Genomic DNA, 14,031 nt, shown 5'->3' with positions numbered 1-14,031 from the left:
CAGGCTAGCACGGGTGATAAGTCAGTCAAGCACCTGCTTGCGGATGATGCTCGGGAAAGAGTGCCGGACGGAAGTTGACCCGGAGTTCACGATGACAGGCCAAGTCAAACAGCGCAGTCGCATCCAGCAGAAAAACCGTCAGGTGATCCTTGGCGCGGCGCTGCAAGAATTCTCGGCGCGCGGCTTTGCAGGAACCACCATCGACCAGATCGCCGAGCAGGCTGCGCTGTCGAAGCCGAATGTGCTGTATTACTTCGCCTCGAAGGAAGAGATCTATCGCCAGCTGCTCGAAGAGCTGCTCGATCTTTGGCTTGCGCCGCTGCAGCGGATGGAAGCGGGCGGCGATCCAAAGCAAGAAATTATCTCATATATGCGCGCTAAGCTTCAGTTGTCGCGAGATTTTCCGCGCGAGAGCAGGCTCTTCGCCAATGAGATCCTGCAAGGCGCCCCGCAGCTTGGCCCGATCCTTGGCGGTGCTTTGCGCCAGCTGGTCGCGGACAAGGCCGAGATGATTTCGCGCTGGATTGCCCAAGGCCGGCTGGCGGTGGTCGATCCCCATCATCTTATCATCTCGATCTGGGCGCTGACCCAGCATTATGCCGATTTCGAGACCCAGATTCGCGCGGTTCTGGGCGCGGGCCGCGATCCGTTTTCCGAAGCCGACAGCTTCCTTGAAGAACTTTATTGCCGACTTCTCGCCAATTGATCGCGGCGCAGACGGAACTGCCTTGCCGTTCTCGCATTCTCGTGATTGCCTGCGCGCTCATGGCTCGAGACACCGGGCCGGGATGAAGATGGTGCAGGACATGTCCGAACAGGGCGGAGTCGACAACGGCAAGAGGAAGACGACGGACAGAAAGGCGCAAGGATCGGGGCAGGCTCAAGACCCCGAGATGACGCCCGAAGAGCTTGCCGATGCGCTACCGGACCCGGATAGGGCGATTGAAGCCCATGATCACACCAACCAGAAGTTGACGGCGGGACTGGTTCTCGCCTGTCTGGGCGTGGTCTACGGTGATATCGGCACCTCGCCGCTTTATGCTTTGCGTGAGTCGCTTGTCCATGCGCGCGAGGAAGGCCTGCCCGAAAATGCCGTGATCGGCATCGTCTCGCTGCTCTTTTGGACGGTCATCCTCATCGTTTTCGTGAAATATGTCCTTCTGATCATGCGGGCGGACAACAAGGGCGAGGGCGGCACGCTGTCGCTTGTCGCCAAGGCGCAGGGCGCGCTGGGGCATCGCTCGTGGAAGGTCTATCTGCTCGGCATCGTCGGCGTGTCGCTGTTCTTTGGCGATTCGATGATCACGCCCGCGATTTCCGTGTTGTCGGCGGTCGAGGGGCTAGAGCTGGTCGCGCCGGGCTTTACCCCTTGGGTCGTGCCCTTGACCTGCGGCATCGTCATGGTGCTGTTCTCGGTCCAGCGTTCGGGCACCGAGGTCGTCGCGCGCTGGTTCGGACCGATCATGCTGATCTGGTTTGTGACCATGGGCATTGTCGGCGCCACGCATATTTTCGATGATTCCCGCATCCTTTACGCGCTGAACCCGCTTCGCGCGCTGAGCTTTCTCTTTCACAATGGCTTCGGCTCGCTGCCGGTTCTGGGCTCGGTCTTTCTCGCCGTGACCGGGGCAGAGGCGCTTTATGCCGATATGGGCCATTTCGGCAAAAAGCCGGTCCGGGTCGCTTGGACGGTTCTGGTCCTGCCTGCACTCACCCTGAGCTATCTCGGTCAGGGAGCGATGATCCTGCAGCATCCCGAGAATATCGCCAATCCGTTCTTCCTGATGGCGCCTGATTGGTTCCGGCTTCCGCTGATCATCCTTGCGACCATGGCGACGGTGATCGCCTCGCAGGCGGTGATCTCGGGGGCGTTCTCGGTGGCGCAGCAGGCGGTCCAGCTTGGCCTGACGCCCCGGCTCGAAATCCAGCACACCTCGGACAAGCAGCTTGGTCAGGTCTTCCTGCCCCGGGTGAACTCGATCCTGATGGTCGGCGTCGTCGCGCTCGTGCTGACCTTCGGCAGCTCGGCCAATCTGGCGGGGGCTTACGGGATCGCGGTCACGGGCGATATGGTCATCACCTCGTTCCTTGCGATCATCGTCTTCCGCTATGCATGGAAATGGAGCTGGCTTCTGGTGCTGGCGATCGTCTTGCCGATCCTCTCGATCGAGCTGATTTTCCTTTATGCCAACCTGATGAAAGTCGTCGATGGCGGCTATATCCCGCTGGCTTTCGCGGTCATCGTCATCACCTTGATGCTGATCTGGGTGCGTGGCTCGGCCATGCTGGAACGCAAGCTGAAGGCCGAGGCGATCGGGCTGGATTTCCTGGTCGACAAGCTGGCGAAATCGCCGCCGACCATTGTGCCGGGCACGGCGGTCTTTCTGACGGCCGATCCCGATATCGCGCCCTCGGCGCTGATGCATAACCTCAAGCACAACCGCGTGCTTCACGAGCGCAATTTCATCGTCAAAGTCGAGTTCGCGACGACGCCTTGGGTGCCAGTCAAGGATCGGTTGCAGATCCGCGAGATCGGCAAGGGCTTCTGGCGTGTGGTCTGCCGCTTTGGCTATATGGAGCAGCCGAATGTCCCGCGCGCTCTGGCCGAGGCGCGCCGCTTTGGGCTCAAGTTCGACATTATGAATACGAGCTATTTCCTCAACCGCAGGACGCTCAAGGTCGGCAAGGCCAATCTGATGCCGAAATGGGCGGCGCGGCTTTATGCGGGGCTTTACCGTTCGGCCTCCGAGGCCACGAACTTCTATCGCCTGCCCTCGAACCGGGTGATCGAGCTCGGCCAGCAGATCAATATCTGATCCGCTGGCCGAAGAGGTCAGGGCGCGTCAGGCGCGCAAGGCCAAGCGCAGACGTGGCAGGGCGAGCACGGCCGAGACCCAAGCCAGTGCCGCGCAGATCAGAATGGCGCCGACCATGCCAATCGCGCCCTTGCTGAACAGCCCGCCGCAAAGCGCGATCATCGCCGAGCCGGTCAGCATTTGCAGCGTCCCGCCAAGCGACGAGGCGAGCCCCGCGATCTGGGGATGGGGGTCGAGCGAGAGCACCATCGCGGTCGGCATCACCACGCCAAGGAAGGCATTGGCGATGAAAAGCCCGGCCACGATCAGCGGCAGCGATTGGAAGCCTGCCCAGACGACCAGCGTGAGCAGGGCCGTAGCGATCAGGAAGCCGGTGACGCCATAGGCGATCAGCCGCTCCATCCCCAGCAGCTCGCCCAGACGGCCCGCGAATTGCGAGGCGGCGAAAAAGCCGATCGCATTGATCGCGAAGACCACGGAGAAGCCGGTCGGGCTCAGCTCATATTGGCCGGTGTAGACGAAGGGCGCGGCGGCGAGATAGACGAAGAAGCTCGCCATGGCAAAGCCACCGATCATCGAGAGCCCCATGAAGCGGCGCGATTGCAGAAGTGTCTTCATGCCCGCAAGCATCGCGTCGAGCCGGACCGGCTGGCGATCTTTCGGGTCCTGCGTTTCGGGCAGAACGAAGAGGATCAGCAAAAGCGCGATAACAGAGGCGGCGGCAAGGCAGCCGAAGATCGAGCGCCAGCCCGCGAAGGCCATGACGCCCGAACCGAACATCGGCGCCAGCATCGGCGAGATCGAGATCACGATCATGATCGCGGCCATCATTCGGGTCGCATCGGTGCCGGTGGCGCTGTCGCGCACAATCGCACGCGGCACGACCATCAGGGTCGCAGCACCCAAAGCCTGGAAGGCGCGGGCGATGATCAGCGTGGTCATGTCCTGGGCAAGCGTCGCCGCAAGCGAAGCGACCAGAAACAGTCCGACCCCGATCAGCAGCGGTTTGCGGCGCCCAATGGCATCGGCCATCGGGCCATAGATCATCTGGGCGACGCCGAAGACGAGGAAATAGATCGAAAGAGTTTGTTGCGCCCGAGCGTCGCTCGCGCCCAGATCATGGGCGATCTGGGGCAAGGCGGGCAGATACATGTCGATCGCAAAGGGACCGACGGCGGAGAGCAGGCCCAAAAGCAGGGCCATGCGGAACATGCTGGCTTGCATCGGAAAGATCCGGTTTCAAATTGTATGGGAGGCACCGCGACAAAGGCGCGGACCCGAGCTTGCGTTCGGCTGGCGCGCACGATTAGCAGAAATCGACAAATACCACAACCCACCGCCTGAAGCGGCAAACGGGATTGCTGACGGGCGGCCTCAATAGCCGCGGGTGCGATCGACCAGAAAGCGCAAAGGCTCGCCCCGCATGGCGCGGCGCAGATTGTCGGCGGCGATCAGCGCGGCCGTCTCGGGCCGGGTCGCCGCCGCGATATGCGGGGTGACGGTGACGCGCGGATGGGACCAGAACGGATGGTCGGGGGCGAGTGGCTCGGCCGAGAAGACATCGAGCACGGCATGGCCCGGACGCCCCGCATCGAGCGCGGCCAGAAGATCGGCCTCGTCGAAGAGCGTGCCGCGCCCGGCATTCACCAACCAAGCGCCCTCGGGCAGCAGCGCCAACGTCTCGCGGTTCAAAAGCCCGCGCGTGCCCGGCGTATCGGGCAAAAGCGCGACAAGGATTTCCGCGCGTGCCAAGGCCGCGGGCAGATCGGCCTCGGCGAAAGTCTCGATCCCCTCGACCGGGCGGCCAGAGACCGACCAGCCCGCCACCCGAAAGCCAAGCGGGCGAAGGGCGGCGGCAAGGCCGCGTCCAAGCTCGCCCATGCCGAGAATGGTGACCCGGCGGCTGGTCGCGAGCGGCGGGCAGGTCTTGCCGCGCCAAATCCCGTCCTGCGCATAGAGATCCATGCCGAGATGGGCGCGCATGACCCAGCCCAGACAATATTCGGTCATGCCGCGTTCAAGCCCCGGATCGACCATCCGGCAGAGCGGCTGGGTCAGGGTCGGATTGGTCACGATCCGCTCGACCCCGGCCCAGAGGCTTTGCACGACGCGCGCCCGGGTGAAGGGCGTGAAGTCGAGGATCTCGCCATTTTCGGGATAGCCCGGCGCATAGATCAGCGCATCAAAGCTTGCCGGATCGCCGTCGCGGTGAAGCTCGATCTCGGGGCAGGCGGCCTCAAGCGCGGGCTGCCAACTGGCCCAATCCTTGGACGGGGCGGCGAAGAGAACTTTCATGCGGCAGGTCCCGGTCTAGCGCGGCCGGTGGACATGGGCGGATTGCACCATGCCAAAGGCCATCAGAAGGATCATCAGCTGCGTGCCGCCATAGCTCACCATCGGCAAGGGCGCGCCCACGACCGGCATCAGCCCCATGACCATGCCCATATTCACCAGAAAATAAAGGAAAAATGTGCCCGAGATGCCAAAGGTCATCAGGCTGGCGAACCGGTCTCGATTGGTCAAAGCCGAATAGGTGCAAAAGCCCAGAACCAACGCATAAAGCACGAGAAGCGACATCGCCCCGACAAAGCCGAATTCCTCGGCCAGCGTGGTGAAGATGAAGTCGGTGTGCTTTTCGGGCAGGAAGTTCAGCCGCGATTGCGTGCCCTGCATGAAGCCGCGTCCCGACCAGCCGCCCGAGCCAAGCGCGATCTGCGCCTGCATGATGTTATAGCCCGCGCCCAAAGGATCGGCCCCGGGGTCAAGGAAGGTGTCGATGCGGCGATATTGATAGTCGTGCAACGGCTGCCATTCGGTGCCGCGCGTGTGCAGGACGCCAAAGACGAGCCCGGCGACAATCGCGATGACCGCCCCGAAATACCACAGGCTCACGCCTGCGATCAGCATGACGATGCCGCCACCCATGATCAGCATGAGCCCGGTGCCAAGATCGGGCTGTTCAAGCACAAGACCCGTCGGCAAGAGGATCAGCACGACCGGGATCAGCACCCAAAGCGGGCGCGAGACCTTTTCCAGCGGCAGCCAGTCGTAATAGGCCGCGAGCATCAGCACGAGCGCGATCTTGGTGATTTCCGAGGGTTGCAGCTTGATCGGGCCAAGATCGAGCCAGCGCTGCGCGCCCATACCGACATAGCCGATGAAATCCACCGCGACGAGCAGCAGCACGCAGATCAGATAGGCCACGACCGAGATCGAGCGCCAGAACCAGATCGGCACGAAAGCCAGCCCGATCATCGCCACCATGCCGACGGCGAAGCGATACATCTGCGGCTGCGCCCAAACCTCGACCCGGCCGCCCGCGACCGAATAGAGCATGAGAAAGCCGGTGCAGGAAATCGCGGTCAGCAGAAAGACCAGCGGCCAATTCAGGTAAAGGATCTTCTTCAGCCCGGTCGGCGTCTGCTCGGATTTATAGTCGAGATAGCTCATCTCACGCTCTCGCGCGCCCGGCCTGTGCCACCACGGTGGGCGCGAGCTTGAGCGATTTGAAGGTTGCGTCGATGTTGCCGCGCTGGCTTTCGGGATAGGCCGTCAGCGGCGGCAAGCCGCCCGCCAGTGCAAACAGCAGGATGTCGCGGGCAATCGGCGCGGCAGCGGTCGAGCCGCCCATCCCATGCTCGACCACGACCGAGACCGCATATTTCGGATTGTCGAAGGGCGCGAAGCAGACAAAGAGCGCATGGTCGCGGCGGTTCCACGGCAGTTGCTCGTTGCGGATAACGCCGCGGGCGCGCTCGGCCGCGGTGATGTTGCGGACCTGAGACGTGCCCGATTTCCCCGCCATCCGCCATTGCGGCGCGACGATCTTGGATTTCGCGCCGGTCCCCGAGGCACCATTGACCACCGCATCCATACCCGCGCGGGCAATGCGCAGGGCCGGTTCCGGGATGCCGAGGCTTTCGAATTCCGGCGTCGGGATCTGGACGCCGTCGAGCGAGCGCACCAGACGCGGCTCGACGACCTTGCCGGTGGCGACGCGCGCGGTCATCACGGCCAATTGCAGCGGCGAGGCCAGAACATAGCCCTGACCGATGCTCGCGTTGATCGAATCGCCGATCTGCCATTCCTGCTTGTAGCGCTTCTTTTTCCAGTCGCGGTCGGGCGCAATGCCTTCGGCCACCGCGGACATCGGCAGATCGTGGCGGATGCCGACGCCCAGACGGCGCGCCATCGCCGACATGCGGTCGATGCCAAGCTGCTGGGCCAGCTCGTAATAGAAGACGTCGCAGGATTTCTCGAGGCTCTGGGTCGGCGAGACCGAACCATGTCCGCCGCGGCTCCAGCAGTGAAACTTGCGGCCCGCGACCTGAATATAGCCCGGACAATAGAAATGGCTGCCGCCGTTGATGACCCCGGCCTCAAGCCCGGCCAAAAGCGAGACCATCTTATAGGTCGAACCGGGCGGATAGACGCCTTGCACGGTCTTGTCGGCAAGCGGGCGGTGGTCGTGGTTCATCAGCGCCGAGTAATCGGCCGAGGAAATTCCGCGCACGAACATATTGGGGTCGAAGGACGGCGCCGAGGCCATGGCGACCAGATCGCCATTGGTGACATCAATGACCACGGCGGCGGCACTTTCCGTCCCCAAGCGCTGGGTCGCGAAGTTTTGCAGCGCCGAGTCGATGGTCAGCTGGACGGTCGAGCCCTGTTGGCCCTCCTGACGCGAGAGCTCGCGCATCTCGCGCCCGGCGGAATTGACCTCGATGCGCCGGGCCCCGGCCTTGCCGCGCAGATCATCCTCGAGCTTTGCCTCGACCCCGACCTTGCCAAGCTGGAACTCGGGCAGGCGCAGCACCGGATCGGGGTTTTCGATCTTGGCGAGGTCGTAGTCCGAAACCGGGCCGACATAGCCCAGAATATGGGCGAAATCTTCGGCGCGGGGATAAATCCGCGACAGGCCGGATTCCGGCGAAACGCCGGGCAGCGAGGGCGCATTGACCGCGATCGAGGCGAATTCGTCCCAGCTCAGGCGATCGGCCACGCTGACCGGGGTGATGGCGCTGCGCTTGTCGATCTCAGTCATCAGCGTCGCGGTCTGGGTGTCCGAGAGCGGGATGATCTGGCGCAGCTTGCCCATGACGGCGGTGACATCGCCGGCTTCCTCGCGCGTGATCGTGACGCGGTAATTCTGCTCATTGCCCGCGATGACCATGCCATTGCGGTCGAGGATCAGGCCGCGCGTCGGCGGCAAAAGCCGCATCTTGATCGAGTTGCCGTCCGAGAGCATCCGGTATTGATCGGCATGGTCGAGCTGCATCGAGCGCAGCCGCAACCCCAAGGCCGCCACCGCCGCGACCTGCACCGAGCCCAGCAAAAGCGCACGGCGCGAAATGCTGCGCGTGCTCTCGACGATATCTTTGGGCGATTTTCTCATCGCTTAACGTTGCCTCATGATTTCGGCCTCGATGTAATCCACACGCGAAAGACCGAGCAGCCAGCGCGCCGCCACGACAAGCACCGGATAAGCGATGATCGTCGCCAGATATTGCAGGATCACCTGCCCCAAGGCGGGCATCGGAACGAAGAAAATGGCCAATGCGATGCGATAGCCAAGGGTCATCAGGGCAATCAGAAGTGCGACGCGCAACCATTCAATCATAAACGGCAATTCGCGCCAACGGGGCTCACGAATGCGTGCAGCCTCGGTGCCAAGAATGACAATCGCGGTCCACAGGCCAAGCGGGCGCAGCAACAGCAGATCCTCGATAAAAAAGACCGTGGCGATCAGCAGGACCGGCACCTGTTCGGGACGGCGCAGCACCCAGACCAGCGTCAGGCAAAGCGAGAGATCCGCGCCCGGCCATGGCACCTTGCCCGGCGCAAGCGGCAACAGCCGGAGCAGCAGAAAGACCAGCATCACCAGCGCATAGAGCACCATGCCGACGTAGCGGCGGTGGCGCATCCGGTCAATCATGGCGCGCTTTTCCGCGCTTGGTCGGCGGAGTGAAGCCCGGCGGCATCTGAGGCCCGACGAATTCGGGGATCGGCGGCGGGATCAAGAGGCCCGAATCGGCAAGCTGCTCGGCGGAATGGCTGCGCAACACGCGCAGGAATTCGAGGCGGCCATAATCGGCGGCCATGCGCACGCGCAACCGCCCGTCCGAGGCCAAGGCGACCTGACCGACCAGTAGGCCCGGCGGAAAGACCCCGCCGTCGCCCGAACTGGTCACCCGGTCTCCCGGCCGGACATTCTCCGGGCTTTCGATGAATTCGAGATAGGGCAAGGGCGTGTTGTCGCCGCTGAGCAGCGCGTGCTGGCCCGAAGGCTGGATCAGCACCGGAATGCGCGAGGAGGGATCGGTGAGCAGGATGACCCGGCTCGTCGTCTCGCCAACGCCCGAGATGCGGCCGACAAGGCCCAACCCGTCCATGGTCGCCCAGCCATCGACAATCCCGTCGCGCAGCCCGACATTGAGCAGCACCGACTGGCGGAAGGCCGAGCCGCTGTCGGTCATCACCACGCCCGAAACCGAGGTCAGTGCAGGGTCAAGCCGGACGTTGTTCTGGGCAAGAAGCTTGGCATTTTCCTGCTCAAGCTGAACCGCCGCCTCTTTCCAGGCGGACATTTTCTGCAGCTCGCGGCGCAGCTCTTTGTTCTGATCATAGAGCCGGGCGTAAGATTGATAGCTCGACACCATATTCGAGAGCTTCGTCATTGGCGCCAAGGCCCAGTCGAAGCCCGGCACGAAGCGATCAACGAAAGCCGAGCGCATTCGCTCGGCCCGCGGACCGTCGATCCGCCAGAACAGGAATGCGCTCAGCAGAACGAGAACCAGCAGCGAAATCAGGACGCGCCGGACCGGAGTGGCAAAATCAGGGCCCTTGCGCGCCACGGGGGCACCTTAGCTGTCGTAGTCGATGACGTGACGGAGCTGTTTTTCAAACTCCAGTGCCTTGCCGGTGCCAAGGGCAACGCAGCTCATGGCCTGATCGGCCAAGGTGATCGAAAGCCCGGTCTGCTCGCGGAGCGCCAGATCGAGATCGCCCAGCATCGCGCCGCCGCCGGTCAGCATGACGCCGCGGTCAACGATATCGGCGCCGAGATCGGGGGGCGTCGCTTCCAGCGCGACCATCACCGCTTCGCAGATCTGCTGAACCGGCTCGGCCAAGGCTTCAGCAACCATCGCTTGGGTGATTTCCATCTCTTTCGGGATGCCGTTCAACAGGTCGCGACCGCGCACCATCATGGCGGCACCGCGTCCGTCGTCGGGCATCCGCGCCGTGCCGATCTGGGTCTTGACGCGCTCGGCGGTGGATTCGCCGATCAGAAGGTTATGGCTGCGGCGCAGATAGTTGATGATCGACTCGTCCATGCGGTCGCCGCCGATGCGGACAGAGCGCGCATAAACCACGTCACCAAGCGAGAGCACCGCGACCTCGGTCGTGCCGCCGCCGATATCGACCACCATCGAGCCGGTGGGATCGGTGATCGGCATGCCGGCGCCAATCGCGGCGGCAATCGGTTCAGCGATCAGGCCCGCTTTGCGCGCGCCAGCCGAGAGAACCGACTGACGGATCGCGCGCTTTTCAACCGGGGTCGCGCCATGCGGCACGCAGACGATGACTTTCGGCTTCGAAAAGGTCGTGCGTTTGAAGACCTTCTTGATGAAATGCTTGATCATTTCCTCGGCGGAGTCGAAATCCGCGATGACGCCTTCGCGCATCGGGCGGATCGCCTCGATCGAGCCGGGGGTGCGGCCAAGCATCAACTTCGCGTCTTCACCGACGGCCAGCACTTGCTTCTTGCCGTCCTTGACGTGGAACGCGACCACCGAGGGCTCGTTCAGGATGATGCCCTTGCCCTTGACATAGACCAGCGTGTTCGCAGTGCCGAGGTCGATTGCGATATCGGTCGAAAACAAACCGCCGAATGCCATGTCCTGTATTCCTTTCGCGCCGGTGGATGCCGGTCTGCCCATTGCGCCCCTGCCGCACGCAGATTCGTCTGTCGCGCTACGGCAGGCTTCATATAAGGCCCCAAGTGACGCTCGGAAACCTATTTTTAACACCAAGGCAAGAGCATCGGCGACTTTCGCCGCTGCGACATATTGCCCGGTGCCGGTGAAAGCGAAAGACGCGCGGCAAAGCCGGTCCGCGCGCCTCGATTTTGCGTCAGATGTTTCGCTTAATGCGAATACATGCTGATTTCTTTGGTATCCGCATCCTTGCCGGTCTTGGCGCGGCGCTGGATCAGGTGGTTCAGCGCGCCGACATAGGCTTTGACGCTGGCCAAAATCGTATCCGTATCGGCGGCTTGACCGTTGACGATGCGGCCTTCCTCCTCCAGCCGGACGGAAACGGTGGCCTGCGCATCGGTGCCCTCGGTCACGGCATGGACCTGATAGAGCTGCAGTTTCGCCTGATGCGGGAAGATCTCTTGCACGGCTTTGAAGCAGGCATCAACCGGACCGTCGCCCTCGGCATGAACCGATTTCTCGACGCCGTCGACGACCAGCACCAGATCGGCCGATTGCCCATCCGAGCCGCAGATCACGCGCAGATGCTTGACCTGCAGGTGATCCGCCTCGGTATTCGCGGCGCTGTCCTGCATCAAGGCAACCAGATCCTCGTCGAAGATCTCTTTCTTGCGGTCGGCCAGCGTCTTGAAGCGGACGAAGATGTCCTTCAGCTGGTTGTCCCCGACCTCATAGCCCAGATCTTTCAGCTTGGCGCGCAAGGCGGCGCGGCCCGAGTGCTTGCCCATGGCGATATTGGCTTCGTTGAGGCCGATATCTGCCGGGCGCATGATCTCGAAGGTCTCGACGTTTTTCAGCACGCCGTCCTGATGGATGCCCGATTCATGCAAGAAAGCGTTCTTGCCGACGATCGCCTTGTTGAACTGGACCGGGAAGCCCGAGGCCTGCGCCACGCGCCGCGACAGACCCATGATCTTGGTGGTGTCGATGCCGGTCGTGAAGGGCATGATGTCGTGACGCACTTTCAGCGCCATGACGACCTCCTCCAAAGCGGTATTGCCCGCGCGCTCGCCCAGACCGTTGATCGTGCATTCGATCTGGCGCGCACCGGCCTCGACCGCCGCCAGAGAGTTCGCCGTCGCCATGCCCAGATCGTTGTGGCAATGGGTCGCGAAAGTCACGGTATCGGCGCCCGGCACCCGTTCCAGCAACATGCGGATCAGATCGGCGCTTTCGCGCGGCGCGGTATAGCCGACGGTATCGGGGATATTGATGGTCGAGGCGCCGCATTTGATTGCGATTTCGACCACACGGCAGAGATAATCATGCTCGGTCCGGGTGGCATCCATCGCCGACCATTGGACGTTGTCGCACAGATTGCGGGCATGGGTCACGGTCTGCTCGATGCGCTCGGCCATCTGGTCCATGTCCAGATTGGGAATGGCGCGGTGCAGAGGCGAGGTGCCGATAAAGGTGTGGATGCGCGGGCGGCGAGCGTGTTTCACCGCCTCCCAGCAACGGTCGATATCCGGGATCTGGGCACGGGCCAGACCGCAGATGACCGAGGTCTTGGCATTGCGCGCGATTTCCGAGACGGCGGCAAAATCGCCTTCCGAGGCAATGGGGAAACCGGCCTCGATGATATCGACGCCCATCTCGTCCAGCATCTGGGCGATTTCCATCTTCTCGGCGAAGGTCATGGTCGCGCCCGGCGATTGCTCGCCATCGCGCAGGGTGGTGTCGAAAATAACTACACGGTTCTTGTCGGACATTTGCTCATTCTTTCTTACGCTGGGGTGGTCTTGAACCGGGCGCATCCCATCCTGAGCGGTGGCCCGGAGACCCGCTCAGTGAAGCGTAAGAAGAAGGAGACCACGGAGGCTCACGGCGAAGCGCGCGCCGATTTGCGCGTTCTGGGCCGGGAATATGGGGCGTGTCCGTGTCATGGGCGAATTAATATGTCCGGGCGAGGGGGATGAAAAGGCCTAAAGCGCCCGCCAACCGATATCGCGGCGATAAAATCCTTCCGGCCAGTCGATCGAGTGCGCCAGAGCATAGGCGAGGTCATGGGCTTCTTGCAGGGTCGCGCCGCGCGCGGTCGCGGCCAGAACCCGACCGCCAGTCGCGATGATCTGGCCATCCTTCTCTGCGGTGCCTGCGTGAAAGACCTTGTTGTGGCTGTCGTCGGCAAGGCCCGCAAGCCCGCGAATGACCGTGCCTTTCTCGTAAGCGCCGGGATAGCCGTTCGCGGCCAGAACCACGCTCAACGCATGATCGTCGGCCCAGTTGACGCGGGCATCGGCCAGACGGCCCTCGGCGCAGGCATGAAGCAGATCGAGCGCCTGCGCGCCCAGACGCATCATCAGCACCTGACATTCGGGATCGCCGAAGCGGACGTTATATTCGACCAGACGCGCCTCGCCGTCCTTGATCATCAGACCGACGTAAAGCACCCCTTGGAAGGGTGTGCCGCGCCGCGCCATTTCCGCAACCGTCGGGCGCACGATCCGCGCCATGACCTGCTCTTGCAGCGCAGGCGTCAGCACCGGCGCGGGCGAATAGGCGCCCATGCCGCCAGTATTCGGCCCGGTATCACCGTCGCCGACGCGCTTATGGTCCTGAGCCGTGCCAATCGGTAGGCAATCGGTGCCATCGGACAAAACGAAGAAGCTGGCCTCTTCGCCCTCCATGAACTCCTCGATCACGACCTCGGCCCCAGCCGCGCCAAAAGCCCCGCCGAACGCGTCATCAATCGCGGCAATCGCCTCGGCCTCGGTCAGAGCGACGGTGACGCCTTTGCCCGCCGCCAGCCCATCGGCCTTGACGACAATCGGCGCGCCCTTTTCGCGGATATAGGCGCGGGCAGGCTCTGCCTCGGCAAAGCGTGCCCAAGCGGCGGTCGGCGCGGCGCAAGCGTCGCAGACCTCTTTGGTGAAGGCTTTCGAGGCTTCGAGCTGCGCCGCCGCCTGCGAGGGGCCAAAGACCAGAATATCGGCCTCACGCAAGGCATCGGCCACGCCAGCCGCCAAAGGCGCCTCAGGGCCGACCACGACGAAGTCGACCGCGGCTTCCTCGCAGAAGCGGATCACATCCGCGCCCGAGAGAATGTCCAGATTGACGCAGCGCGCGACGCCTTCGATCCCAGCATTGCCCGGCGCGACGAACAGACGGTCGCATTTCGGGTTCTGGCGGATGGCCCAAGCCAGCGCATGTTCGCGCCCGCCACTGCCGAGGATCAGGATATTCATGCGCAGCCCTTCCTTCTTGCTCGCCCGCGT

At 63.0% G+C, this 14,031-nt stretch carries 11 protein-coding genes; 2 read left to right on the top strand and 9 right to left on the bottom strand.

All coding sequences use genetic code 11. The annotated features are described in order from the left end of the window. The first annotated feature begins 91 nt into the window (after nucleotides 1-91). Both JCM7686_RS08010 and JCM7686_RS08005 read left to right on the top strand, forming a co-directional pair. The gene (locus JCM7686_RS08010; RefSeq protein ID WP_020950352.1) at nucleotides 92-706 is read left to right on the top strand and encodes a TetR family transcriptional regulator C-terminal domain-containing protein; all 615 of its coding nucleotides are present in this window, start codon (nucleotides 92-94) and stop codon (nucleotides 704-706) included. 187 nt (nucleotides 707-893) lie between these two features. Continuing rightward, nucleotides 894-2,816 carry a potassium transporter Kup gene (locus JCM7686_RS08005; protein ID WP_041527215.1) on the top strand — a complete coding sequence of 641 codons (1,923 nt, stop codon included), beginning with the start codon at nucleotides 894-896 and terminating at the stop codon, nucleotides 2,814-2,816. A 27-nt stretch (nucleotides 2,817-2,843) separates the two neighbouring features. Here the strand turns inward: JCM7686_RS08005 and JCM7686_RS08000 are convergent, their stop codons facing one another. The 9 genes from JCM7686_RS08000 to purD form a co-directional block, all read right to left on the bottom strand. Then, nucleotides 2,844-4,040 carry a multidrug effflux MFS transporter gene (locus JCM7686_RS08000; protein WP_020950350.1) on the bottom strand — a complete coding sequence of 399 codons (1,197 nt, stop codon included), beginning with the start codon at nucleotides 4,038-4,040 and terminating at the stop codon, nucleotides 2,844-2,846. Between the two features lie 150 nt (nucleotides 4,041-4,190). Then, complete coding sequence (locus JCM7686_RS07995; RefSeq protein WP_020950349.1) at nucleotides 4,191-5,111, bottom strand: 2-hydroxyacid dehydrogenase; 921 nt, start codon at nucleotides 5,109-5,111, stop codon at nucleotides 4,191-4,193. A 15-nt stretch (nucleotides 5,112-5,126) separates the two neighbouring features. Next, entirely contained in the window at nucleotides 5,127-6,266 is a 1,140-nt protein-coding gene (gene rodA / locus JCM7686_RS07990; protein ID WP_020950348.1) for a rod shape-determining protein RodA, read from the bottom strand. 1 nt (nucleotide 6,267) lies between these two features. Further along, on the bottom strand, nucleotides 6,268-8,211 hold the full coding sequence (mrdA, locus tag JCM7686_RS07985; RefSeq protein WP_020950347.1) for a penicillin-binding protein 2: 1,944 nt from the start codon (nucleotides 8,209-8,211) through the stop codon (nucleotides 6,268-6,270). Nucleotides 8,212-8,214: 3 nt separating this feature from the next. Continuing rightward, nucleotides 8,215-8,751: a hypothetical protein gene (locus JCM7686_RS07980; protein ID WP_020950346.1), complete on the bottom strand. Its 537-nt coding sequence runs from the start codon at nucleotides 8,749-8,751 to the stop codon at nucleotides 8,215-8,217. After that, a complete protein-coding gene (gene mreC, locus JCM7686_RS07975) occupies nucleotides 8,744-9,670 on the bottom strand; it encodes a rod shape-determining protein MreC (RefSeq protein WP_020950345.1) in 927 nt (308 codons plus the stop codon). Before mreC ends, JCM7686_RS07980 begins: the two co-directional genes overlap by 8 nt. A 9-nt stretch (nucleotides 9,671-9,679) precedes the next feature. After that, nucleotides 9,680-10,714, bottom strand: a complete 1,035-nt coding sequence (locus JCM7686_RS07970; RefSeq protein WP_041527214.1) for a rod shape-determining protein — start codon at nucleotides 10,712-10,714, stop codon at nucleotides 9,680-9,682. A gap of 248 nt (nucleotides 10,715-10,962) precedes the next feature. Continuing rightward, a complete protein-coding gene (locus tag JCM7686_RS07965) occupies nucleotides 10,963-12,525 on the bottom strand; it encodes a 2-isopropylmalate synthase (protein WP_041527213.1) in 1,563 nt (520 codons plus the stop codon). A 213-nt stretch (nucleotides 12,526-12,738) separates the two neighbouring features. After that, nucleotides 12,739-14,001 (bottom strand): phosphoribosylamine--glycine ligase, encoded by a 1,263-nt coding sequence (purD, locus tag JCM7686_RS07960; protein WP_041527212.1) that lies wholly within the window; start codon nucleotides 13,999-14,001, stop codon nucleotides 12,739-12,741. Between the last annotated feature and the right edge of the window lie 30 nt (nucleotides 14,002-14,031).

Origin of the sequence: Paracoccus aminophilus JCM 7686, assembly GCF_000444995.1 — a bacterium.
GTDB classification, from domain to species: Bacteria; Pseudomonadota; Alphaproteobacteria; order Rhodobacterales; family Rhodobacteraceae; genus Paracoccus; species Paracoccus aminophilus.
This window is presented reverse-complemented; position numbering and strand designations above follow the sequence as displayed.

Bases quoted from the DNA above. Each gene is read 5' to 3' on its own strand.
- JCM7686_RS08005 (WP_041527215.1), top strand. From the start codon at position 894: ATGACGCCCGAAGAGCTTGCCGATGCGCTACCGGACCCGGATAGGGCG.
- JCM7686_RS07995 (WP_020950349.1), bottom strand. From the start codon at position 5,111: ATGAAAGTTCTCTTCGCCGCCCCGTCCAAGGATTGGGCCAGTTGGCAG.
- JCM7686_RS08000 (WP_020950350.1), bottom strand. From the start codon at position 4,040: ATGCAAGCCAGCATGTTCCGCATGGCCCTGCTTTTGGGCCTGCTCTCC.
- rodA (WP_020950348.1), bottom strand. From the start codon at position 6,266: ATGAGCTATCTCGACTATAAATCCGAGCAGACGCCGACCGGGCTGAAG.
- purD (WP_041527212.1), bottom strand. From the start codon at position 14,001: ATGAATATCCTGATCCTCGGCAGTGGCGGGCGCGAACATGCGCTGGCT.
- mrdA (WP_020950347.1), bottom strand. From the start codon at position 8,211: ATGAGAAAATCGCCCAAAGATATCGTCGAGAGCACGCGCAGCATTTCG.
- JCM7686_RS07980 (WP_020950346.1), bottom strand. From the start codon at position 8,751: ATGATTGACCGGATGCGCCACCGCCGCTACGTCGGCATGGTGCTCTAT.
- JCM7686_RS08010 (WP_020950352.1), top strand. From the start codon at position 92: ATGACAGGCCAAGTCAAACAGCGCAGTCGCATCCAGCAGAAAAACCGT.
- JCM7686_RS07965 (WP_041527213.1), bottom strand. From the start codon at position 12,525: ATGTCCGACAAGAACCGTGTAGTTATTTTCGACACCACCCTGCGCGAT.
- JCM7686_RS07970 (WP_041527214.1), bottom strand. From the start codon at position 10,714: ATGGCATTCGGCGGTTTGTTTTCGACCGATATCGCAATCGACCTCGGC.